The following is a 23,160-nucleotide window of genomic DNA, read 5'->3' on the forward strand; positions in this document are numbered from 1 at the left end:
CAAAACTCTACAAACTTGGGAAATAAACGTATTGGGCTTACCCTTTCGGGAGGCGGAGCAAGAGCTTTTGCTCATGTAGGTGTACTGAAAGTTTTAGAAGAACAAAAAATCGAAATCTCTTGTATTTCAGGAACGAGTATGGGAGCAATTATTGGAGCTTTTTGGGCAAATGGTTACAAAGCAGAAGAAATTTTACAGATTTTAAAAAAAGTAAAAATCAGGAGTTTTCTGCAATGGAATTGGAGTAAAGGACTCTTGAGTAATCAAAAAGTTTATCGTTTTTTGAGTCAGTATTTCCCTGAAAATTCTTTTAAAAAACTTCAAATACCTTTGTATGTGAGTTGTACAGATATAAAAGAGGTCAAAACAATATGTTTTTCTGATGGAAAACTCATTGAGCCTTTGGTTGGAAGCATCAGTGTTCCAGGGCTTATGATGCCTTTCAGTTTTAAAAACCACCAACTCACAGATGGGGGGATGCTTGAAAACCTACCATCAGGTATTTTGAAAAATAAATGTGATTACCTCATAGGTGTCCACAGCAATCCTGCCAATAAAAAAATGATCAGAACTCTGAGACAAAGCATAGAAAAAGCATTTCTGATAACAATAGCTAATAATACACAGAACTCTAAAGAAATATGCAATTTACTCATAGAGCCTTCAAAATTATCTAATTATCGTTTTTCGGATTTTAAAAAAGCGACACAACTATATGAAGAAGGCTATCATTATAGTAAGAAATTATTAAATAACTTTGAAATATAAAGTTTTGTTTTGGCATAGAATTTGTTTAGAAAAACCTCATATCTAAAATATCAAAAAATCTATTTCTCTGCTTATGAAAAAACCTTTACGATTTTTATAAAATCTATCAGGGTTTATGATTTCAAATTTTCAGAAAATTATTAGGAATTATTTTGGTTTTTCTCAGAAAGAAACAAATGGTGTTGTTGTACTTTTTGGTGTAATGGGCTTATGTATTGTTGTACCATTGGTGCAAAGCGTCATGCCCATAAAAACTGTTTCTCATGTTCGGGATATAGCCAAACAAGATAGTTTGGTAGCAATTTTAGAGAATGTTAAAACACCTGAAAAAACAACATTTCCAGATATAGAGTTTCAGGCATTTGACCCTAATAAACTTTCTAAAGAAGAATGGTTAGCATTTGGTTTGAATACTAAAATTGCAGGCAGAATTGAAAATTATCTTAGGAAAGGAGGAAAGTTTCGTAAAAAAGAAGATTTAAAACGAATATATGATTTTCCTGAAGATTTATATGAAGCTCTGGAAGAGTACATTGTGATAGAAAATTCTCCACAAAAATCGTATCGAAAATATCATCCCAAAAGAAAGGAATATGCTTCGAGTCAATATAAATTTGACTCTACAAAAAAATACATATCAAAGAAAAAAGAATACACAAAAGTTATTACATTCGACTTGAACCAAGCAGATACTTCAGAGTTTAAAAAACTAAAAGGCATTGGAGAAAAACGAGCAATGACTATTATCAAATACAGAGAACGTTTAGGAGGTTTTACAAGTTTGAATCAGATAGATGAGATTTTTGGTTTGGATAGTATAGCTAAGAATAGCCTTAAAACATATACATTTATTCAATTGGGTTCTTGGAAGAAAATAAATATCAATACTGCAAACGTAGAAGAGCTTAAAGCTCATATTTACATTGGTTATAAATTAGCACCCATTATTGTAAATTATAGGCAACAACATGGAAGGTTTCAGTCTGAAGAGGACTTAAAAAAGATAAAAATATTAGATACTGAAAAAATAGAGAAGTTACGTCCTTATTTGGTATATTAGACATTACTTTGCAAGTGAATACCTAATACCATAATATCATCTATTTGTTCTTCTGTGCGTTGCCAATCTTTAAGCATATTATCAAGGTATTCTTTTTGGGTTTGAGTAGGCAGTTTATGTATTTGTTTAAAAGCTTCGTACATTCGTTTTCTACCTAATTTTTTTCTACTAATATAACTAAACTGATCAGCATAACCATCAGAAAACATATATAACATGGTATTGGGTGTAACTTGTTTTTCTATTTCTGTGAAAGTTTTTATATCATGATTGTATCGTGAATTATCACCACCTACACTAAATTTATCTGTAACAATTTCTTGGAAATCTTCGTTTTCTATCAAAATGATAAAACTTTTTGCTCCTGCAATTTTTAGCGTATTTTGGCTTCTATCCCATACACAAATAGATATATCCATACCATCTTGGGTTTCACCCTCTTTTTGATGGAGAGCTTGAATAATACCTTTATCAAGCATTTCTATAATTTTGGAAGGAGATTGAATACCTCTTTCTTGAATAATATTATCCAATAGAATAACTCCCAACATACTCATCAACGCTCCAGGAACGCCATGTCCTGTACAATCTGCTGTTATCATAAAAATAAGATCTTTTTTCTCGATGATATAATAAAAATCACCACTTACTACATTTCTTGGCTTGTAGAGAATAAAATAATCTTGTAAAAACTTATTGAGTCTTTTAGGGTAGGGTAAAAAAGCTTTTTGTATACGTTCTGCATACAAGATGCTATCCATAATATCTTGATGTTGATTTTCTAACATCTCATTCATCAAGGCTACTTCTTCACTTTTCTTTTTGAGCAAGAGACCTTGACGCTGTATTTTATGGCGATTACCCAATATCAAAGCTACCAAAATTAAACTTAATGCAGTTGTAATAAGAGATGCAAAAATAATAGTTTCTTTCTGCTTAATATTGTTTTCAAATCCTTTTTTCTCATACAATTCCTGCTTGACATTCAAATCAGCAGAAAGAATTTCGAGTTGTTGAGCATTTACTATTCTGGATATGGAATCATTGAGAGTGATAAAAGAATTTTGATATGAGATAGCCTCTTCAAACTTTTTTTCTTTTTGTTTTAAATTACTTAAAGATTGATAAAGATTTTTTTGAGAGTTTAATGATAAAAGAGAATTATATAAATTAATTTGACTCTTTTTTATATATAAAGTTTGTTGAGCAGTATCTAAATGAGCTTGAGCTTCTACCAATTGATCTGTTTCTATAAAATAATTAGCCATTTTGATATGACCAGCTACTACAATTCCCCAATCACGATAAATGTAAGCATATTTTAAATAATCCTTATAAAGAACATAAGCAGAATCTAACTGATTTCTTTTTAATAAAATATCTCCAATATTGCCTTTGGGCAAATTCATCCAAAATAAATCGTTCCTTTTTTGAGCTTGAATAATAGCATCTTGATAATATTTTAAAGCCTCATCATATTTTCCTTTGTTTTTATAAATTAATCCAATATTGTTAAGTAAACGAGAAACGGGTGTTTTGTCTTGATAATTGACTGTTTTAAGTAATTCATTGACTTTTAACCAATAAAAAAGAGCTTTCTCATAATTGCCAGCCTTATAAAAAAGAGAACCCATGAAAGTGTAAACCTCTATTTTGATAGAATTATTACAAGGGTGTTTTTCAAGGATATTGATAGCTTTAAGTAAATATTCGAGTGTTTTTCTATAATTGTTTTGTCTTTCTCCAAAATAAAGCCCTCTTTGGTATTCAATACGAGCCATTAAATCGTAACAATATTCTTGTTCAGCTTTTTCATAGACATCAATGAGTTTTTTTTGAGCAAGAACTGTATCTTGATTGTTTTGAGTAAGTTGGTCAGCAAAACCTAACCAAATATCTAACGACTCACAAGAAAGGTTATATTTTCTTAAATATTTTTCAGCTTTTTCATAATAAATTAAAGCTCTTTTGATGTCTTTATAATCTCGTAGATAATAATATTGACCAATTTTTGCATATAAGTAACCATGAACGTAAGCTAATGGCTTATCGTTTTTTGTTTTTTCTAAAAGATATTCTAATAATTCTTTGTTTTTACTGTTGTTAGAGGCATAACGGTCAAGATGATATTCTAAATCTTGTTTTTGAGGAGTAGTACGAATAACGTTTAATAGCGAATCCGCAGAAGATTTACTCCATGTTTGGGCATAACTTGGCAGAAAAAAAAGGTATAAACAAATAAAAAAATAGAATCGCATAATGTTCTATTAACGCATTTAGACTGCCTAAACTACAATTTTTTAAGCCTAAAAAAAAATATTGTATAAAATTAAAATCAACAACCTTTTAGATGCTTGAAGCACAAAGAGTTGTTGATTTTAGGATGTGTGTGTGAGTTATGCTTATTTGTTAGCTGATTTCGTTAATTCTACCATTGCTTCTAATTCAAGAGCTGTTTCATCTGTAGAACCATTAAAACCAGAAGAATAAAAACGAATATTTCCATTGGCATCAATAATGAATTTTGCTGGAATACCATCTACAGCAAAAGCTTCAGCAGCAACATCATTATCATCAACTAATATATTGAAGCCATATTTTTTCTTTTCATTAAATTTTCTCAATCTTTCTTCTCTATCATTGGGATCTTCAGCAGTTGCAATAAATAAAAATACTACATTTTTATCATTGGCATATTTATCTACCGTTTTCTTCACACCAGGGAATGACTGTACACAAGGTCCACACCAAGTAGCCCAAAAATCTACAACTACCACTTTGCCTTTTAAATCAGAAAGTTTTACAGTTTTACCTTCCAAATTTTTTAAACTAAATTCAGGAGCTTTTGCTGCTTTTGTTTGAACCATTTTAGAAGCTAATTTTTTCTTATATTCTTCTAAAGATTGAGCCTGCATAGGTGTATAAATTCCTAAACAAATTGCCAATACAACGATTGGGATAAATACTTTTTTCATAATGTTATTGTTTTTTTCAAAGATAATACAAAAATAAGACCATTGTTGAAAAGTATAATAAATTATTGGCAATTATGTGGATATTTGTATTTTTACGTAGTTTAATCTTTGTCTTACCACACCTTATGCGAACTCTATACTTAGTTCTGATTGTAATCTACAGCTTCCAAACAGCTTTTGCTCAAGATTTGAAAACGCCTTTTGAGCTTTCTAATGGTTTAGAAACAGCCACTTATGAGCAAGGAATAGCTTTTTATGAAAAACTTGATGCTCAATATGAGGAAATAAAACTTTTTAAATATGGGAATACTGATGTTGGCAAACCTTTGCATTTGGCTGTATTTTCAGCTGAAAAGGATTTTAGCCCTGAATCTTTAAAACTAAAAGGGAAAAGTATTTTTTTAGTGATTAATGCTATTCATGCAGGTGAACCAGATGGAGTGGATGCTTCTATGATGCTTCTTAGAGATATTGTTCAACAAGAAAAATTAAAGAAAATATGCAAAAATACAGTTTTTGTTATCATACCATTTTATAGTGTAGGGGGTGTTTTAAACAGAAATTCATACAGTAGAGCTAATCAGAATGGGCCCAAATCGTATGGATTTAGAGGAAATGGTAAAAATTATGATTTGAATAGAGACTTTATCAAGATGGATTCTGAAAATGCAAAAACTTTTATAGAAATATTTCATACATGGAAGCCTGATATTCAAGTAGATAATCATGTAACTAATGGTGCTGACTATCAATATGTCATGACTAATATTTTGGCAAATCCTGCTTTGTATGCTCCTGAAATGGCTGATTACTTCAAAAAAGAGTTCAGACCTGATTTACTCAATAAAATGAAGAAAAAAAACTTCGAAATGAGTCCGTATGTAGAAATGAAAGGTACAACACCTGATAGTGGATTGGTGCAGAATGTGCGTTCTCCACGTTTTTCACATACTTATGCAACACAATTCAATACTATTGCAATGGTTGCAGAAACACACATGCTCAAGCCTTTCAAACAACGTACGGAAGCAACCTATCAATTGATGCTGAGTCTCTTAGAAATATTAGAAAAAGATGGAGTAAAAATTCAAAAAAACAGAAAAAAATCATTTGAATACTTCCAAAAACAGAAGAGTTATGTAGTAGATTGGAAAATTGATGATAAGAAATTTGAAATGATTGATTTTAAGGGATATATGGCGGAGCGGATTCCTAGCAAAGTGACAGGACAAACAAGATTATTTTATAATAAAACAAAACCTTATACAAAGAAAATACCTTACTATAATGTACATGAACCTAAAAATACTTTAGAAAAACCTAAAATGTATATCATACCCAAAATGTATGGTAATATTGTAAAAATGCTTGAAATGAATGGTGTAGTGGTAACAAGTTTGGATAAAAAAGAAACTTTTAATGGAGCATATTACTTCATCAAAGATTATAAAACAGGCTCAAAACCATTTGAAGGACACTATTTGCATACTGATGTAACTGTAGAAAAACGAAAAGCAGAATATACACTCCAAGAAGGTGATTGGGTTGTGATGACCAATCAGCCCCATATCAATTTTATCATGAATGTGTTGGAGCCACAAGCTCCTGACAGCTATTTCTGTTGGAATCATTTTGATATTATTCTTCAACAAAAGGAGTATTATTCTGATTATGTTTTTGAAGATATTGCAGAAAAACTATTGAGTGAGAATGCAGACCTTAAAAAGAGATTTGAAGAAAAGAAACGACAAGACCCAGAATTTGCTAAAAATGCCAAAGCTCAGCTAGATTTTATTTACTATAATTCCCCTTATTATGAGCCTAACCACTTGAGATATCCAATATTTAGAGTAGAATAAAAAAGAGGAAGCTTGCTTCCTCTTTTTTGTTGTCTTGAATAAAAAACTATTAAGGACTTACAATGTTTAAACTTACGTTTAGATAAACAGGTAAACCGATTTTTGTTTCTAACAAGAATTTATCATTGATAAGACCACCACTTTCAACCCCATTTTTCTCTGAAAGATTGAATTTGTAATTAGCTCTCAAACCTGCTTGTACTGAAATCCACATAAAGTTTTTCAATGAACGCTCATAAACAGCTCTAATTTTTACTTCAGAACGGCGAAGTTGTAGAGCATCATAAGGAGCTAAATCAGAATTTGTGTTTTCTTGATTTTGGATGAAGTAAGAGTTTCCTACGACTTCATAGCCAAATTGTAACAAAGATTTTGCAGAGAAGTTTCTACGGAAATGAACTCTTGCAGGGAATAAAATTTCTGTACCCCAACGATCGTTGAAGGTTCTATTGTAATACCAAACAGGAATTACAAGTGATTCACCACCTCTGTAAGTTCTGGTTACACCCAATCCCCACATCAAATCGTCACTTTTTTTCCAACCATAAATTACAGCACCACTTACAGTCATACCTGTTCCAAAAGCATCTCCCAATTGACTAGAAGAATAGTTTCCATTGACATCAGCTTGTGCTTGAATAATCAAGAAACGTTTTTCGTTAAGAGGCTTAAAAACTGTAAATCCTAAACCACCTGTACGTAAACCTTTGTCATTGAGATTTTTGTATAAACTATAATTTTTAGGATCGTCTACAATGAAACGACTTTCAGCATATTGAGCCATTAAACTAACAATAATACTGGATTTAGAGATGATGGGATAGTTTATTCCTAATTGTAAACCATGAACAGCCTTTACTTTCACATCTGAAGGGCTATCAGCAAGATTTGGAAAACTGCCATTTTTGTAAGGCTCACCAACCACAGAAGACATATTGAAAGGACCTTGAACCTCATAACCAATAGAATACAATTTGGTTGGAGTAAGGTTTCTTACTTTTTGTGTACAAAAACGTTTGGTTTTTTGTGCATCACCATAGTCTCCAAGACTATCAAGTGGAGGGGCTGTATCAGTAGAATCTTGGGCAAATAACACGCCCACAGATAATAAAAATGTGGTAAAAGATAGAAGTAGCTTTTTCATAAGCATAAAAATTGTGATTACAATTAAGTTAAAATTTTTGTGTTTTTATAAAAGTAAAACTTTTGTGAATAAAAAGTCAATCAAATTGTAAAAAAAATATTCACACAAATATAAAGTCTATTTCAAATAGCTATTATATAATGATTTAATTGTTTGATAACCAGAGTTTTGTGTATAATCCTTGTGCATCATATTTTTTAGCTTGGCTTTCAATATTAAAACATCTGTTTTCACGTGGGTCGTTGCCTACTCCAGCGATATACATCCAATTACACCAATTACTACAAGGATCATAATCTATTAATTTACTTTCAAAATACATAGCCCCCCATATCCAACTAATTTGAAGATTTTTAACCAAAAAACTGGCTACATTTTGCCTGCCTCTATTACTCATAAAACCTGTTTGATTGAGTTCTCGCATGTTAGCATCTATAAAATCTACGCCTGTTTCTCCTTTTGTCCATTTTTTAAATACATAAATATCATTTTTAAATTGAACAGAACTCTGTTTGATACCACACTCTTGAAAAATCTGATTTCCATATTTTTTTGCTACATATCTAAAATAATCTCTCCAGATAAGTTCAAAAATGAGCCAATAAGTAGATTCATTGGCTACTCGTTCTTTTTCATATTTTTTTACTTCTTCATAAATATATCGAGGAGATAAGCACCCTAAAGAAAGCCATGCAGAAAATTTAGATGAATAATTAGCCCCCAATAATGAATCTCGTGTTTCTTTGTAATTTTTCAGACTATCTGTTTCCCAAAAATATTCTTTTAATCGCTGAATACCTTCTTTTTCTCCTCCTTTGAAATCCAATGCTTTCTTGCTTGAAACAGTAACATTTGTAAAACCTAAATCTGCAAGACTTGGAACTTCACCTACTAAATAGTTTTCTGGTAAGGGATTTAGCTTTTGTGGAGTAGGTACTGTATTTCTGATAGTAGCATCTTTCTCAACCCATTTTCTGAATTCTGTAAAAATATTAGGAAGTTTCTGAATTGGAAAAGGTAAATCATCTAAATGATATAAGGTATAATTCCAGAATAATTCTAAAGCTATTTTTTTCTTTTGTAATAATGTTTCTAGAGCTAACTCTGTTAGTATTTCTTCATTTGTAACTTCTTTTGAGCCAAAAATAGCTTGTATTTCGAGAGTCTCAGCTATTTTAGCAATTTCTACTTCAGGTATGCCTATTCTGATAATTAAATCACTTCCTTTTTTACGTAAAGCCATTCTTAGAGAAAAAAGTGATTCCAATAAAAATTTTGTTCTAAATGCATCTATTTTTGGAAAACCCAAGTGTGTCTCTTCAAACCACCTTGTATCAATACAATAGGCAAAATATATTTTTTCCGCCTTCAAAGAGGCTTCATAAAATGGTAAATTGTCATGTAAACGCAAATCGTTTCTAAACCAAACTAATATATTTTTCATAGGTGAAGCTTTTTGTTTATTCAACTCTATGTATAAAGTTTAGGTTTTCAGAAAATTTATTTTTAATATAGAAATTTGATAAAAGCATAATTGATAATGATATATGGAGCCTTCAAATCGTTCAAAACGTTTCATTAGCTTAAGTGTTGGTTTGGGAGCTGGAGTAATTTTATTTTTCTTGTCTACTTGGTACTATAAAAATTACATATCTGTTTGGTATTATGCGACTATTCAGCAAGCATATTTACCTATAAAAGTAACTATTCGTCATTGTGAAGCAAAATCTTTCAAATCTAAAAATAGTAGTACAACTACCTACAGTGCCGAGTGTGAGTGTTTCTATAAAACAAGCATAGGAAATGTTATAGAAACCAGTTTTCATATGGGTGAAGATAAAATTAAAAATTTAGAAGCTCTACAAATTGCTCTCAATAAAACATATTATGATGGTAAAGAAGTAGAAGTACTTGTACACCCACATTATCCAGACTTGCTGATAATTAGTTATGAAGAGGTTCGTTTGAGTAGCTGGTTTGGTGTAACAGCAGGAGGTTTGATGTTTTTAATTGTTTGGGTACCATGCTTAATAATGGTGATATTTTGTATAAATGCGTTTATTTATCCAAAGAAGGTGGATGAATCTTAATCAAAATACTATATTATAAATAAATGATAGAATTATGAGTATTAGAACTTTTTGGATAATTTGTATTAGAATTATAGGACTTTGGGTGTTATTGGATGCAATATCCATAATACCTAATTTGATACTCACACTTATCAATTCAAGTGTAGGTTTACAAGAAATAGGTTATTTTTTATTCAATGTAGGCTTTTATCTAGGAGCTATACAATTTTTATTTTTCAGAACAACACAAGTTGTGGAAGCTTTAAAATTAGAAAAAAACTTTAAAGAGGAAAGAATAGAATTTACATCTATGAATCATGTTGTTATTTTGCAAATGGCAATTATTGTTTTAGGAGGGTTTAATTTAGTAATTAGTTTAGCTGGGTTTGTAAGAAGTGTATATCTATTGTTACAAGATAATACACCATTTAAAGATTCTACTCACAAGACTCATGTAGTTATAGATGCAACGCAGATAATTATTTATTATCTGTTTATGACTAACAGTCGCTGGTTCGTTCAGTTTTTTCAGAAAGAAAAAATTGAAACTAAAGAATAGGCTTCCAGATGTCTTTTGAAGGCTCTTTTTGATTAGATTCTTTTAAAAGTAGGACTAAAAAATCATCTTCACTCATAGAATCATCTAATTGAGAAATTATATTCTTGAATTCTTCTTCGGCAATGGAAAATGTAGAAAGCAAATTGAATTTCCACTCATTGTTTATTTTGTTAAAACTGATGGTAACTTTACCTTTCTTATCCATTAAAACTTCACCTGTGGCATGGTTTTTTTCAATTTTAATATTTTGAACAAGAACATTACTTGTCTTTTCCTCATCACCTACCATATCATTGGCAACCAAGAGAATAAAAAGGTTTTCACCATTCATGGTTAATATATCTTCTTTTTTAAATAAATGTCTTGCACCAAGTACAAAAAACTTATCTAAAAACTTTAAATTTGATATAGTAGTTGAGTCAGCTGTTTTTGTTAATTTCACAATATTGTCATAATAGGCAATAGATTGTTTATCAATGTACTTAATGGCTTCCAAACCATTGCTTGCCTGAGTAGTTTCTAAATATTTATTAAGACATAATTGAATAGCTTTTTTATCTCTTGCTTTAGTATTGCATGAAATAACAAGAATTGAGAAAAAAAATGATAAAATATAGAATACTATTTTTTTCATAAATCATATTTTGAAACCTCATATAAAAACAAAAACTTGAACAAATTGTTCAAGTTTTTCGTGGAGAATATCGGAATGTGAATAGCTCCCCAAAAAACCTTTTAATTGCTATTTAGTCATATTTTTTTTAATTGTCCCTATAAAAATCAGGTATTTTTTTGTCTCAATTGTCTCAAAATTGTCCCAAAATTATTCTAAGAAATTGAGTTTGGATTAACCCTTGATTTGATTTCATAAATTTCAATAACATCTTGTACTAAGATTTTTTGAGATTGAAATTGTGGATTATCAGGTACTAATACTATCTCATCTTTTGATAGTTTCTGGAGCCTTTTTACAGTTTTTCCAACGTGTTGGATGATAAATACATAAACCCGTCCATCTTTAGCATCATTTAGAGTTGTTTTACCACAAATAAGGAGTTCGCCATCTTCAATAACGCCTTCCATTGACGTGCCTTCTACTTTTAGCACATAGTCATCTTTCCCAAGATTTAAAATTTTTCTTATACTCATTTTTTCCATTTCATTTAATGTATAGCCTATATCATTTCCATCACCATAACCAGCACTTGTTGTTGTAGGTATTATATTAAGCACAAAATCGCCTGAAGCATCTACTTGACTTACATTATAGAAGTCTTCAAAAAAATATGAAATAGGCACATTAAAATAATTTGCGATTTTGGATAATACACTTGTGTTGAGACTATCCTTTTTGTATAATTTATACAAATTGGAAGGATTCATGTCTAAATCTAAAGCAACTTGCTCTTTTAGTTTGTTGCTTTTTTCTACTAAATCTTTGATTTTCTGCCCTATCATAAGTTTAATGTTTAAAGTTTAAAAATATATTATACATTTAGGGTAATAATATTTGTATAATATTTATACACTTTGTATATTTTTTTATACAAATATGATATAATTTTATACAAATATTATAAAAATAAATACAAAATGTATATGAAAGACAAAAAAATTTTTAATAAAAGGGTAAATGAGGCTTCTGTTTTGGATATAATTAATGAAACCTTATCTCCTAAAAAGAAGGAAGCTTTGTATAAAGACTTTTGTAATAGTTGTAAAATAACAAAAGATGGGATGTATAAGGCTCTGAAGAAATTTCACAATAATCCTGATTTAATCCGTCTCAAAGTTTTAGCAAATCATATATCAGGAGGCTCTATAGATGAGCTATTTAAAAAAATATATCCTAATAATAAGAATAAAGCAAATTTCTAAAAGATATGTCGGATGAATTTTTAGTACGTCAAGAAGCTCTCAAGAAAATGCTTATTCAAGCAGATAAGACTATGAAAAGTATGAGGGATAGATTATCACTGTATATCAAGTCTCCTAATGTAAAAAACTTTGAGGTTGATAAGAGAGAAAAAGAGCTACAACATATAGAAAACTTGATTGCTGATACAGTCCTCTTTATCGAATCTACTACTGAAGAGATTACAAAAATGCAGAGTGAAATATTTTTTTATAAAGAATGGGCTAAAGAGTTTCATAAGAATTGGGTAAGTGAAATACAGAGTACAATAGATATGACTAATATTTTCCAAGAATATCGAAAAAATGAACCAAATCATGGATGAGTTTAAAAAATTAACTGATAAATATAAAAATAGTCCTCAAAAACAACCTGATAAGGTTTTAAGCACTGATGATTTGAGTCTAGATGAACGTAAAGCTTTGATTAAGAAACTTGAAAAAGAACTTGGTAGCCTGATACCTGGTACACCTTCTTTCAAGGATAAGGAAAAAGAATTGATAGAAGCGAAATCATTAATGCCAAATCAAAGGAGAGTTTCTAAAGAGAAATCAAAATCTCAAAAAATCATTTTTAGGGAGGATTTTAAGGAGGGGACAGACCCAAGTTTTGAGGCAGAGCTTAGAAGAAAATTGCCTGAAGGTGTAGATGTAAAAGACTACATGAATTATGGTTTTTATGAGTTTAAAAACTGCTATTTCATGTCTGAAAAGGAAGGCGTAGATGTTGTTATTAGCAATTTTACTATGAAAGTGAAATTTCTAATCAAGTCAAAAACTGAGCCTAAAAGACTTGTAGAAATTAAAAATATGTATGGACACAAGGCTATGGTAGATATGAGTATTGAAACAATGGTTTCTTTATCAAAATTCTGCCAAGCTGTGGAGTCTGAAGGCAATTTCCTTTTTGAAGGAAAGGAATCACATCTTAAAAAAATCAAACGTAAACTTTTTATGGAAGAAAAAACATCAGAAGAAATCCGTTTTCTTGGATTTCAAAAGGAAGCTTCTGTTTATGCCTTCGCCAATGGGATATTTGATGGTGAGCGATTTCATGAAATAGATGAGTATGGTATTGTAGAGCATAAAGAAAGGAACATATACATACCTGCATTATCAAAGATTAATCAGTATGATGATTTTTCGTATGAAAACGAACGAAAATTTGTCTATAAAAAGTCAAGCATTGACTTTCAGGAATGGGCGAAACTGTTTTACCAAACTTATCAGGAAAAGTCTATTATAGCTATCAGTTTCTATGTTGCATCAATTTTTAGAGATGTAATTTTTAGCCAAACAAGGTTTTTTCCAATACTCAATTTATTTGGTGCTCCTGGTACAGGTAAAACTACTATGGCAGCTTCTTTAATGTTTCTTTTTGGAGATGCTCAAGAGCCTTTTATGCTTGGTGGAGCTGGTACACCAAAAGGATTTATGCGAAAGTTTGGGCAATTCTATAACTCATTGATCTGGTTAGATGAGTTTAAGAATAGTATTGATTTGAAAAAATTAGAATCTCTCAAAAACATCTATGATGGGGTTGGTTATGAAAAGGCTCTAATGACACAAGACAATAAAACCAAAACAACTCCTATTTACTCAGCTTGCCTTCTCTCTGGGGAAGAACTACCAACAGGCAATGAAGCTTTATTTAAAAGAGTCATTTTTATAGAATTTGAAACGGCTACTTTCAATGAGGTACAGAAAGAAGCTTATGGAAAGTTAGTTACAAATCAAATACAAGGAATTAGTAGCCTAACAACTGAAATTTTAAAGCATAGAGCTTTGTTTGTTGAACAATTTGCTGAAAAATTCAACAACTCTATTGATTATCTATTCAAAGAAACTAAGAAAGAAGGTGAGAATTTAGATGATAGGATTATAAAAAATTATGCCGTACTTCTTGCAACTCTTGACATAATATACCCACAAATCAAGTTGCATTTTACACTTGAGCAAGCGAAAAAGTATTTTGTAGATAGAATACTTTATCAATCTGAATTGATTAGCAGTAGTTCAAAAATTAGCAAATTCTGGGATATTGTTCAATTCCTTTATGAAACTAATCAAATTGTTCTTGACCAAGATTTCAAGGTAGTTGATAATATTTTATACATCAGAATGTCTAAAATATTCCCTTTATACATGGATAGTCATGTAAGGCAATTTGGAGAAAGAGGATTAGATAAATCATCATTAACAAGATACTTAGAAAGAAGTAAAGGCTTTGATAGCTTTATCACTTCAACTTGGTTTGGAAAAGCCAACTCATCTGCTTACAAGTTTAATTTAGACAAGCTCCCCATCAGGCTTACATACATTCCTCCAGAAAAACATGAAGATACTGAAGAAGTAGAAAAGTATGAACCACCTACAACTATTCTGCCTATTCAAAAAAATGTATTTGATGAGGATTCTCCTAAAAACGCACCTTTTTAAATTTAAACCTATGGTTGATTACTTAATAATAGGGCTTTTGGTAGGAATTACTGCCTATGCCTTTTGGAAGAGAACTTACTACTATCAGGAGTTTTTGAGAAACAGGGAGAAAAGGAAAAATGATTTTTTTAAACGCAAATAGTTTAATAATCTCATGTCTTTTTAATTTAATTCTATACTATTTTAATAAACTAGTTTTTTAAACTAAAAAGTATAGAAAATCAAAAATCAAAAGAGTTTACAAAATAGACCGTTTTTATATTCCATTCTTATGAAAAAACACAAAAAAAAATTCCACAAAACCTAAATTTTTTGTCCTACACGTCCTACAATCCTACAGAGCATATATAAAATATTAAAAAACAATTAGTTATATAAAAAAAGTATGTAGGAAATGTGTAAAAATATGTAGGACGTTGTAGGACAATGTAGGAAAGTTGGTGATGTAGGAAAAACAAACTCCTACAAATCCTACAAAGTATCCTACAATGTAGGACGGAATCCTACAAACAAAACAGCCTCTAAATGAAAATAAACAGGATTTTTGGGGTTTTGTAGGATTGTAGGAAATGTAGGATCAAAAAATTACTGTCTTGCGAAAAAAAAATTAAAACTATGAATTATCCGATTTACCTAAAAAATCATGATGGCAGTGAAATCTGTAAGATGATTTCACCCACTACACAAGTATTTGTGAGGGTTATTTACAAAAGAGAAGGCGTTTATGAGTACGCTTTAGCGAAGAGAAACATTGAACCAGAGGATATCCAATTCAACTTTTCTTATTTCTCTTTAACTGCAACACAAGATGAATTTATGAAGCTTTTGAAAGCTTATTTTAGTCAAAATGATAGTCTCCATAAAACCTTTATGCAAAATGAAAAATCATAAGCGATATACCACCCAGAACGAAAACCTTAGCCAAAAAGCAAAGAATTTAGCTTTATCTTATCTATCTGATGATTTGAATGAGGATACAAGAAAAAATTATCAGCAACTCAGTGTACTCATTGAAGCTTGTATTCAAAAGATACTTGAGATTGAGCCTGTGATGAAAAAGAAAACTTTTATTGATAACAGTTTCTTGGAGAAAAATGTAAAAGGCTATTTTTTACTAAACGCTGGGCAAAAGAAACTTGTAGAAAAAATGTTCAAAGAACATATTGTAGGTTACCTTTCAAACTTTGGAAAATTGAAATATAATTTAATGGCTTACGCTGATCATCTGGACGACTTACCAGACAACCTACTTGATAAGTTTTTTGAAGCTGTTTCAAAGATTAATTTCAACTTAGAAACTACTATAGTAAATGAAGAAAAAGCTGATTAAAATACCAGTCACAAATCTTGTAAAACATTTCATTTTACTTGAGTATAACGAACCTGTAAAGATTCATTTACATGAGCATCTTGGGAGGATTGTATTGTCTTGTGTCTCTATTCAAAATTATAAATACAATGTTCTACCGAAAACAAAGTATGATACGGAGATTAGTATATCTGTTCCTAGAGCTATTGAGAGAGTCTATAAGAGTTATAAAGTAAGGCATTTCAATACTATTTATCAGAAGCATATCTATGAGCTATTCTATACTTTTGTAAAGGCTCAAATAAGCTTAGGGGTTAGTGATTCAGAGGCTATCCGCAATTTTTTTAAGGTTTATGACATTCCTGAAGACTATTGGAGCTTGGATAGTGCGGCACGAATCTGGAGGAGAGAAAAAAGTTTAAAAAAATCATGCTTGGATTTGTCCTAAAGCATCTTAGAGGTAAAACGGATATTTGAAGCTTCACAAATATCCGTTTTTTTTATGCCTTTTTTATTGTTTTTACCCATCCTATTGCTTTTTACTCAGTGTAGTAAAAACAATTACTCTGTAGAACCTGCTCCACAAGCAAGCACCATGCAAATAGAGGCACAGTCCTTCAGGCATCAGAGCGTTATGAAAACTGATGCTCAAATTATCAAGACTGAGAAACTTGTAAGAGTTGAAGCTTCCCAGGGCAGTAGAAAAATTCGTCTTGAGTTTGATCCAAAAACAAAAATCTTTGGATACTATCATGTAGCTTCTTTTGAGGATGAAAAAGGCAATTTCTACAGTACTAAGATTTGGTTGGAGCGTCCTGATACAAGCCAGAAGTTCGACTCTCAGGATATTGGTTACATCTCTGATGATGGGTATTTTGAGTTTAATGCTTTTACCTCAGCAGGCAAGCAAATTTTCATTAGTGGATATTTAGGAAATGGCAGGGATTGATGAAAAGAACAAGTGTGCTAATTTGGGAGGCATCATTAAAATTCAACTTATCTCTTTACAGAATGTCATTTCATTGGGTAAGCCTTTGGCTGGTGTGATTAGTGATATTGAGTTAGATAATAAGAAAAACAAGTTTAATGTAGCCTTTTTTACAAGAACAGCACAACACAGGCAAAATGACAAACGAGGACCTAACGGCACTATCTACAGACAGCGATTGACTTTTACTATGAGAGGTCATAGTCTTGAGCTGAGAAACTGGATTGAAAAGTATTCAGAGCATTGGTTTTTAGCAGTCTATAAAGATACTAATGGAGCTTCAAAGCTGATTGGAAATCTTGAAAACCCACTTTCTTTTAGCACAGACTATGATAGTAAAAAGAAGCTTACAGATCCTTCCGAAACTGATTTTGAGTTTACTTGTGAAACGCTTGTGCCTTGTCCTCATGTTGATGCTAATTTCTTGGCATCTATTACACGCATTTTTGATAAAACTTTCAACAGTACTTTCAATTAAAAAATATGGGAAGAATTAGTGATGCCTCTGGAGTGGCTCAGGCAGCAGCTGTAAAAAATGAAACCAACGATGAGGCAAATACAGCCATAAGAATTGGGCAACAGCTTCAGGATTTATGGGACTCTAAGGCTCATAAAGATGTTACGGATGGCTTACAAACCTCTATTACTAACCTTACTGTAAATAAAGAGCCTATTAGTGTAGCCAATGCTTACGCTGATGTATCTGGTACTCAAAATTTTCCTAATCCATATTTGAAAACCTACTATGCTTGGTTTGAAAATGTAGAAGGAAATACGAACATAGTTTTACCTAATGCTCTGCCTCCTCATGGTGCTTACATACAGATATGTGTGTTTGCATGCAATGGTCATACTTTAAAACTACAAAGTTTGCATACTTCTATTGGTTTTGAGGTATCCGATGGCTTTGAATTGCGTATTACAGCTGTAGGGAGTAACGAATTTACCATGCAATTGCCTAATAATACTACTGATAAAGTAATTATATCCATGATTTATCAGGAAGGTTGGTATGTCAATGCAGCAGTTTATAAAAAGCCTGTAGTATCATGAGGGGTTTTTTTTCTAGTATGATGGGTAAAAAAAAGGATATCTACTTTGATTTGCCTGAAGAACTTAGAGGATATAATAATTTTAGAGCTTTGCATAAAAACATTGCAGGCACTAGCATAAGGGTTGATGGTGGTAATACTTATGTTACTTCTTACAAATGCCCTATTTCTGAAAAAATATTAGCTCAAAGTTTGGGGACAAAGCAACCACAAAAAACAAATGATGGTTGGCTTTTTGATGCAATAGATGATTTTTTACATTGTGATGACTTGGGTTTTGTTCCTGCTGAAGGTTGGATTGTGGCAAACTGTTTTGATACTCCTAATTTTACAGATTACAGAAGTTTCTACATGCTTCGTCCTTCTGTAGGAGCTTATGACAGTGTGTTTTTTGGAAATTTAGGTTCCTCAAATATATTTAACGTACCTAGTAATATGCGAATGAATAATGTCCCCAGCACAAACTTTGCATCTTTACCAACTTTCAAAGCTATGTCTGGGGAGCATACAGGTTCTTACAGCGACCATGTTCTTTATGTTGGTGGTACTGGTGGCGTTGGTGGGGTGGCTTCTCTAAATGGAGTGGTGAAAGATATTCTTTTCTTTAGCCAAACACTTACAAATTCTGAGCGAATAGCTCTGATGAATTATCTCACTTCTTATCATTCATTGTAATATGTGGCTTGTATTTCAAACTTTAGAGTCTGTTCAAACAGCTCTTGATACAATCAATACAAATTATGGCTTTCCTGATGATTCAGGTACAATTTCTTGGGATACTATTATAAAAGCACATGAACAAGATTTATGGTATATAAAAAAGCCCTCTGAGCCTAATATGCTCAATGTAGATTTCTGGCAAACTTGGGCTGATATTTCAAGTTTAATGCCTCCTAAAAACCTTGATTTTTCAACTTAAATATAAAACTTATGAAAATTTGCGTAATCGTTGATGCTGGGCATGGAGCAACCCACCCTATCACAGGAGAGTACATGACCCGCAAAGACTGGGGAAAATACTTTCAATTTATCAATCCTGATGGAAAGCTGGATTTTGAGATTAGAGAAGGTGATGTAAATCGTGCCATTGCTAACAAGTTGTGTAAACTTTTGGATGAGGCAGGTATAGACTATGAAAGGATATATCATGAATATAATGATACACCTCTTTTAGAGCTTTGTAATAGAGCAAATAGAATACATCAGAAAAAAGCTAAAGAAGGCTTTAAATGTATTTTACTTTCATTCCATTCTAATGCTTTTGGAAATAGCCCTCAAGGACTTGGAGAAAATCCAAGAGGTTTTTCAGTTTGGACAACAAGAGGTGTTACTACAAGTGATAAAATAGCTTCTATTTGGTTTGAAGAACAAAAAAAGATATGTGGAAATATGATTTCTTACAGAGCTGAAATGAGTGATGGTGATGTAGATAATGAAGAAAACTTTACCATTATCTATGGTACCAGTTGCCCAGCTGTTTTGGTAGAAAATTTATTCTTTACTAATAAGGATGATGCTAAATTATTGTTTTCACAAACTTATCAAGATAAATCAGCTCAAGCAGCCTTTAAGACTGTTCAGAGAGTAATGAAGGAAGTAATCTTATAAAAAAAGTTAGCCGTTTTTGTCCTAAAGAAAAGTAGCCTAAAAATATAGTTTTGGGCTACTTCTTTATTTTACAAAATCATGTATCACAATGAAAAAATTAATTCTTATGTTTAGCGTACTTGGAGCGGTTTTTTGGGCTATGGATTTTCACTACTTTCAGCGTGTGGCTCCTGTAGTCTTAGAAAAAATCAAAACGAATGCTCCTCTTGAAAACCTGCCAGTAGCCAATTTTTCTGAAAGAAAGCATCATAAAGGCATTTTGAATGCTGATGAGCAAGGTCGCCCAATCATGACTTATTTTGTGAGCTCATCTTATAAAGGCTCTCAGAAAAACACAAATCAAAGATTTGTAGCTGTTTTGCCTATCCACGGTCCTATCTCAAAACGTGGTGATTGGTGTTCTTATGGGACAAAAGATTATGTTTCTTGGCTCAATAGTGCAAACAATGACCCGAATGTGGATGCGATTGTCTTGGATGTTGATTCTCCTGGTGGGACAGTGGACGGAACGGAAGACTTTGCCAATGCTGTCAAGAACTCTAAAAAGCCTGTAGTAACTTTTGTAGATGGATTATCAGCTTCAGCAGCTTATTGGGCATCTTCTCAGGCATCCTATATTATTTCTAATAGTGGTGTTTCTGCTTGGATTGGTAGTATAGGTACATTTATTACGCATGTGGATACTTCAAAAGCCTTAGATGAAAAAGGTCTGAAGGTGACTTTGATAGCTGCTGATAAATCTACTGAAAAAACGCTTGGCAATCCTTATGAGCCATTATCTGAAGAGGCTCAGAAAATGTATAAGCAGGAGTTAAACCACATCAATGATCATTTTATTAGTCAGGTGAAGAATGGGAGAGGTGATAGGCTCAAATCGGATGATAAGATTTTTACTGGTAAGGCTTTCAATGGTACAATGGCTTTGGAGTATGGTTTGATTGATGCGATAGGCACACTTCAGGATGCTGTAAACAAAGCAGTTTCTTTAGCTGAAGAAACCCAAATTGAGGCAAAGTCTCAAAGCTCTTCTAATAATGGAATGCAAATGGCTTTATTTCCTTTTCTGACAGGTATTGTAGGTAAAAAGAAAGAGGAAGAGGAGAATGAGGAAGATGAGGCAAAAGCTCAAGCAGCTAAGGTAGAAGCTGAACTTCAAAGGCTCAATGATGCAAACGCGTCATTAACTACTGAAAAAGCTTCATTAGAAAAGCAATTAGCAGATTCTAAAGCAGAATATGACAAATTCAAAGCTGATTCAGATGCCAAGTATGCTGATTTAGAAGCGAAGTATGTAAAACTGGGTGGTCAGGCTTCTGAAGCTTTTACGCAGGTAGATGCTGAGAAAGATAAACTCAATGAGGAGGCTAAGACTGAAGAGTTCACTTATGGCAATTCTGAATATGTAAAAACGGCAAAGGCAGCCAATGAAGAACTTGCAAAACTGAAGGCATTGGGCATTCTGTAGAGCTTCGTATAAACTTTATTTCCAACTTATAATTTATTTTAGAAATGGCACAAGCATTTGATTTATCCAAAGTCACCAAATATGTAGAGAGTAATTCAAGTAAAATTATAGCTATGACCCTCAATAGCTTAGATGGTATTGAAAAGGGGCAAATTAGCTTATATCAGAACTTGAAAGAGGATAAGCCTTTACATAAATTAAAATTAAACGGCACAGTAGTGCAGCCCTATAGAGTTGCTTTTGAACCTAAGAATAATCTTTTCCAACCTAGTGAGAGGATTTTGAGTCCTAAGCCTGCTAAAGTGGATATTCAGATTGATCCAGGAGAGGTGCAAGACAGGTGGTTGATATTAATCTCTAAACCTGGTTTCGATCCTAGAGATTTGCCTTTAGAAAAATTCTTTATGGCAGAACTTGTTAGAAAAATCAAGCAGGAATTAAACGACATCACAACTTATAGTGGTGTGTATAATGCTGCTGGGACTGGTCCTGTCGATGTATGCAATGGTTTTGGGAAGATTATTGCTGATGCCATTACAGCAGGGGATTTAACAAATGTAGTGGCTACTGGGGCTATTACGTCCTCTAATGCTTTAACGAAGTTCAAACAGATGTGGAAGGCTTTGCCTACAGCTTGGAAGGGTGTTCCTATGAAGCTCTTGGCTTCTTATACCAACATCGAAAACTACGATGAGAGCTATGCTACTGAAAGAGGCGGCACAAGTTATGTGAAGCAATTTGAGCAAAGCATTTTAGAGGCTTCTAATGGCAAATGTACCCTTGAAAGAGCAAGCTGGATAGGTTCATCTAACAGAACCATTCTTACTCCTGAAGGTAACTTATTTGCTGGTACGGATTTGCTTGCTGACATCAACAAAATCACTGTTTTACCAGCACACAGATTGCTCGATGTGATGATTGAGTTTAAGATTTGTTTTCAGATAGCTGATACAGATGCTATCTGGATTAATGACCAAGTCTAATATTTCCTTTTAGTTTTCAACTTTTAACTTTTAATAAAGTGAGTAGTAAAAAAGATATGAAGGAGCTTGTGAAGAATTCTTCACGCTCCTGCTTTCAGATTGATAAAAAATGGTATGCCTTTACACCTGGTTTAACTTCTTTTTTGTATGGTGGTGAGGCGGAAACACCTGCACCCATTGAGGTAAAAGAGGCTTTGAAGAGGTCTGATGTTCTCAAGTATTTGGTAGAAAACAAAAGTGGTTTGGTTGAGGAGATTACAGAAGAAACCTTGATTAATGAGCTTACAGAAAGCCAAATCCTTTCTGAAGAAAATGAAGCTTTGAAAGAGAAGTATGCAAAGCTTGAAGCAGAGCTTGAGGCTCTTAAAGCTGGCAAACAGTAACATTTGATAGTTTAGTTTTAAACTTTATTTCCTATAAGTTTTATGTGTGTATTATTAAAAAAATTAGCTGCTGAAGCTAATAATTGTGCTGACAAAATAGGTGGCTTGGTTGCCAAGTTTTGGGTAGCAAAAGCGGAGGATGTGGAGAGCATTCCCGCTCCTGCTCCTGCCAACCAGAAAGTAATCACTGATGACATTGTGATGAAAGCTGGAAAGACTTTTACTGAGTGGAATTTTCAGAAAGATACAGGTAAGGTGTATAGTTCTTCTGTAGGTGCTGAAGGTTCACTTAGTTTTGAGGATATGATAGATTTCATATTTCCAACTGCTACCAAAGATGCATTGGAGCAAACCTTTTTCAATGCTAATACTGAACTGATAGCTATTGTAAAGAAGCGTAATGGGCAAACTGTCATAGTTGGTAGCCTTGACTTACCTGCTTACTTTAGTGAAATTAAGGCTGATGGTGGTTTGAAAGGTGCTGACCCTGATAACATTGCTTGTAAGTTAAAAGCTCTATCAGGCAAAGGCTATAAGATTTACGAAGGTGTTATTCCTTTGGCAGCCTAGTACTGTTTAATC

25 protein-coding genes and 2 pseudogenes are annotated in these 23,160 nt (G+C 32.3%); 21 read left to right on the forward strand and 6 right to left on the reverse strand.

Annotated features, from left to right (window positions below; translation table 11 throughout):
- Nucleotides 1-15 precede the first annotated feature (15 nt).
- Nucleotides 16-768 carry a hypothetical protein gene (locus tag AD998_07410; GenBank protein KOY85993.1) on the forward strand — a complete coding sequence of 251 codons (753 nt, stop codon included), beginning with the start codon at nucleotides 16-18 and terminating at the stop codon, nucleotides 766-768.
- A gap of 115 nt (nucleotides 769-883) precedes the next feature.
- Complete coding sequence (locus AD998_07415; GenBank protein ID KOY85994.1) at nucleotides 884-1,828, forward strand: hypothetical protein; 945 nt, start codon at nucleotides 884-886, stop codon at nucleotides 1,826-1,828.
- Here AD998_07415 and AD998_07420 read toward each other — a convergent pair.
- Both AD998_07420 and AD998_07425 read right to left on the reverse strand, forming a co-directional pair.
- Nucleotides 1,825-4,086 (reverse strand): hypothetical protein, encoded by a 2,262-nt coding sequence (locus AD998_07420; protein ID KOY85995.1) that lies wholly within the window; start codon nucleotides 4,084-4,086, stop codon nucleotides 1,825-1,827. The two genes, AD998_07415 and AD998_07420, sit on opposite strands and share 4 nt — an antisense overlap.
- A 396-nt stretch (nucleotides 4,087-4,482) precedes the next feature.
- A pseudogene (locus AD998_07425) lies at nucleotides 4,483-4,803 on the reverse strand (hypothetical protein).
- Between the two features lie 125 nt (nucleotides 4,804-4,928).
- Between AD998_07425 and AD998_07430 the strand changes: the two are divergent.
- On the forward strand, nucleotides 4,929-6,662 hold the full coding sequence (locus tag AD998_07430; protein ID KOY85996.1) for a hypothetical protein: 1,734 nt from the start codon (nucleotides 4,929-4,931) through the stop codon (nucleotides 6,660-6,662).
- 49 nt (nucleotides 6,663-6,711) lie between these two features.
- Here AD998_07430 and AD998_07435 read toward each other — a convergent pair whose 3' ends face one another.
- Entirely contained in the window at nucleotides 6,712-7,764 is a 1,053-nt protein-coding gene (locus AD998_07435; GenBank protein ID KOY88105.1) for a hypothetical protein, read from the reverse strand.
- 187 nt (nucleotides 7,765-7,951) lie between these two features.
- A complete protein-coding gene (locus tag AD998_07440) occupies nucleotides 7,952-9,250 on the reverse strand; it encodes a hypothetical protein (protein ID KOY88106.1) in 1,299 nt (432 codons plus the stop codon).
- A gap of 103 nt (nucleotides 9,251-9,353) precedes the next feature.
- Here AD998_07440 and AD998_07445 point away from each other — a divergent pair, with 103 nt between their 5' ends.
- Nucleotides 9,354-9,896, forward strand: coding sequence for a hypothetical protein (locus AD998_07445; GenBank protein ID KOY85997.1), 543 nt, complete (start codon nucleotides 9,354-9,356; stop codon nucleotides 9,894-9,896).
- Nucleotides 9,897-9,930: 34 nt separating this feature from the next.
- Nucleotides 9,931-10,437 carry a hypothetical protein gene (locus AD998_07450; GenBank protein ID KOY85998.1) on the forward strand — a complete coding sequence of 169 codons (507 nt, stop codon included), beginning with the start codon at nucleotides 9,931-9,933 and terminating at the stop codon, nucleotides 10,435-10,437.
- Here AD998_07450 and AD998_07455 read toward each other — a convergent pair.
- A complete protein-coding gene (locus tag AD998_07455) occupies nucleotides 10,427-11,071 on the reverse strand; it encodes a hypothetical protein (protein KOY85999.1) in 645 nt (214 codons plus the stop codon). The two genes, AD998_07450 and AD998_07455, sit on opposite strands and share 11 nt — an antisense overlap.
- 194 nt (nucleotides 11,072-11,265) lie before the next feature.
- Nucleotides 11,266-11,895, reverse strand: coding sequence for a hypothetical protein (locus tag AD998_07460; protein KOY86000.1), 630 nt, complete (start codon nucleotides 11,893-11,895; stop codon nucleotides 11,266-11,268).
- A 135-nt stretch (nucleotides 11,896-12,030) separates the two neighbouring features.
- Between AD998_07460 and AD998_07465 the strand changes: the two genes are divergently transcribed.
- The 16 genes and pseudogenes from AD998_07465 (at nucleotide 12,031) to AD998_07540 (ending at nucleotide 23,148) form a co-directional block, all read left to right on the forward strand.
- The gene (locus AD998_07465; GenBank protein KOY86001.1) at nucleotides 12,031-12,315 is read left to right on the forward strand and encodes a hypothetical protein; all 285 of its coding nucleotides are present in this window, start codon (nucleotides 12,031-12,033) and stop codon (nucleotides 12,313-12,315) included.
- Nucleotides 12,316-12,320: 5 nt separating this feature from the next.
- Nucleotides 12,321-12,677: a hypothetical protein gene (locus AD998_07470; GenBank protein ID KOY86002.1), complete on the forward strand. Its 357-nt coding sequence runs from the start codon at nucleotides 12,321-12,323 to the stop codon at nucleotides 12,675-12,677.
- On the forward strand, nucleotides 12,670-14,790 hold the full coding sequence (locus AD998_07475) for a hypothetical protein (GenBank protein ID KOY86003.1): 2,121 nt from the start codon (nucleotides 12,670-12,672) through the stop codon (nucleotides 14,788-14,790). The genes AD998_07470 and AD998_07475 overlap by 8 nt, the downstream gene beginning before the upstream one ends.
- A gap of 615 nt (nucleotides 14,791-15,405) precedes the next feature.
- On the forward strand, nucleotides 15,406-15,681 hold the full coding sequence (locus AD998_07480; GenBank protein KOY86004.1) for a hypothetical protein: 276 nt from the start codon (nucleotides 15,406-15,408) through the stop codon (nucleotides 15,679-15,681).
- Entirely contained in the window at nucleotides 15,668-16,120 is a 453-nt protein-coding gene (locus AD998_07485; protein KOY86005.1) for a hypothetical protein, read from the forward strand. Before AD998_07480 ends, AD998_07485 begins: the two co-directional genes overlap by 14 nt.
- A complete protein-coding gene (locus tag AD998_07490; protein KOY86006.1) occupies nucleotides 16,101-16,547 on the forward strand; it encodes a hypothetical protein in 447 nt (148 codons plus the stop codon). The genes AD998_07485 and AD998_07490 overlap by 20 nt, the downstream gene beginning before the upstream one ends.
- Nucleotides 16,548-16,601: 54 nt before the next feature.
- Entirely contained in the window at nucleotides 16,602-17,048 is a 447-nt protein-coding gene (locus AD998_07495; GenBank protein KOY86007.1) for a hypothetical protein, read from the forward strand.
- Nucleotides 17,035-17,565 carry a hypothetical protein gene (locus tag AD998_07500; GenBank protein KOY86008.1) on the forward strand — a complete coding sequence of 177 codons (531 nt, stop codon included), beginning with the start codon at nucleotides 17,035-17,037 and terminating at the stop codon, nucleotides 17,563-17,565. The genes AD998_07495 and AD998_07500 overlap by 14 nt, the downstream gene beginning before the upstream one ends.
- Before the next feature lie 5 nt (nucleotides 17,566-17,570).
- A complete protein-coding gene (locus AD998_07505) occupies nucleotides 17,571-18,140 on the forward strand; it encodes a hypothetical protein (GenBank protein ID KOY86009.1) in 570 nt (189 codons plus the stop codon).
- Complete coding sequence (locus AD998_07510; GenBank protein KOY86010.1) at nucleotides 18,137-18,814, forward strand: hypothetical protein; 678 nt, start codon at nucleotides 18,137-18,139, stop codon at nucleotides 18,812-18,814. Before AD998_07505 ends, AD998_07510 begins: the two co-directional genes overlap by 4 nt.
- Nucleotide 18,815: 1 nt before the next feature.
- Nucleotides 18,816-19,058: a hypothetical protein gene (locus tag AD998_07515; protein ID KOY86011.1), complete on the forward strand. Its 243-nt coding sequence runs from the start codon at nucleotides 18,816-18,818 to the stop codon at nucleotides 19,056-19,058.
- Nucleotides 19,059-19,132: 74 nt separating this feature from the next.
- Nucleotides 19,133-19,747, forward strand: a complete 615-nt coding sequence (locus AD998_07520; protein KOY88107.1) for a hypothetical protein — start codon at nucleotides 19,133-19,135, stop codon at nucleotides 19,745-19,747.
- Nucleotides 19,748-20,096: 349 nt separating this feature from the next.
- A pseudogene (locus AD998_07525) lies at nucleotides 20,097-20,540 on the forward strand (hypothetical protein).
- Between the two features lie 716 nt (nucleotides 20,541-21,256).
- The gene (locus AD998_07530; GenBank protein ID KOY86012.1) at nucleotides 21,257-22,195 is read left to right on the forward strand and encodes a hypothetical protein; all 939 of its coding nucleotides are present in this window, start codon (nucleotides 21,257-21,259) and stop codon (nucleotides 22,193-22,195) included.
- A 56-nt stretch (nucleotides 22,196-22,251) separates the two neighbouring features.
- A complete protein-coding gene (locus tag AD998_07535) occupies nucleotides 22,252-22,578 on the forward strand; it encodes a hypothetical protein (protein ID KOY86013.1) in 327 nt (108 codons plus the stop codon).
- Between the two features lie 42 nt (nucleotides 22,579-22,620).
- Nucleotides 22,621-23,148 carry a hypothetical protein gene (locus AD998_07540; GenBank protein ID KOY86014.1) on the forward strand — a complete coding sequence of 176 codons (528 nt, stop codon included), beginning with the start codon at nucleotides 22,621-22,623 and terminating at the stop codon, nucleotides 23,146-23,148.
- The last annotated feature ends 12 nt before the right edge of the window (nucleotides 23,149-23,160 follow it).

The organism is bacterium 336/3 (assembly GCA_001281695.1).
Lineage (GTDB): Bacteria > Bacteroidota > Bacteroidia > Cytophagales > Thermonemataceae > Raineya.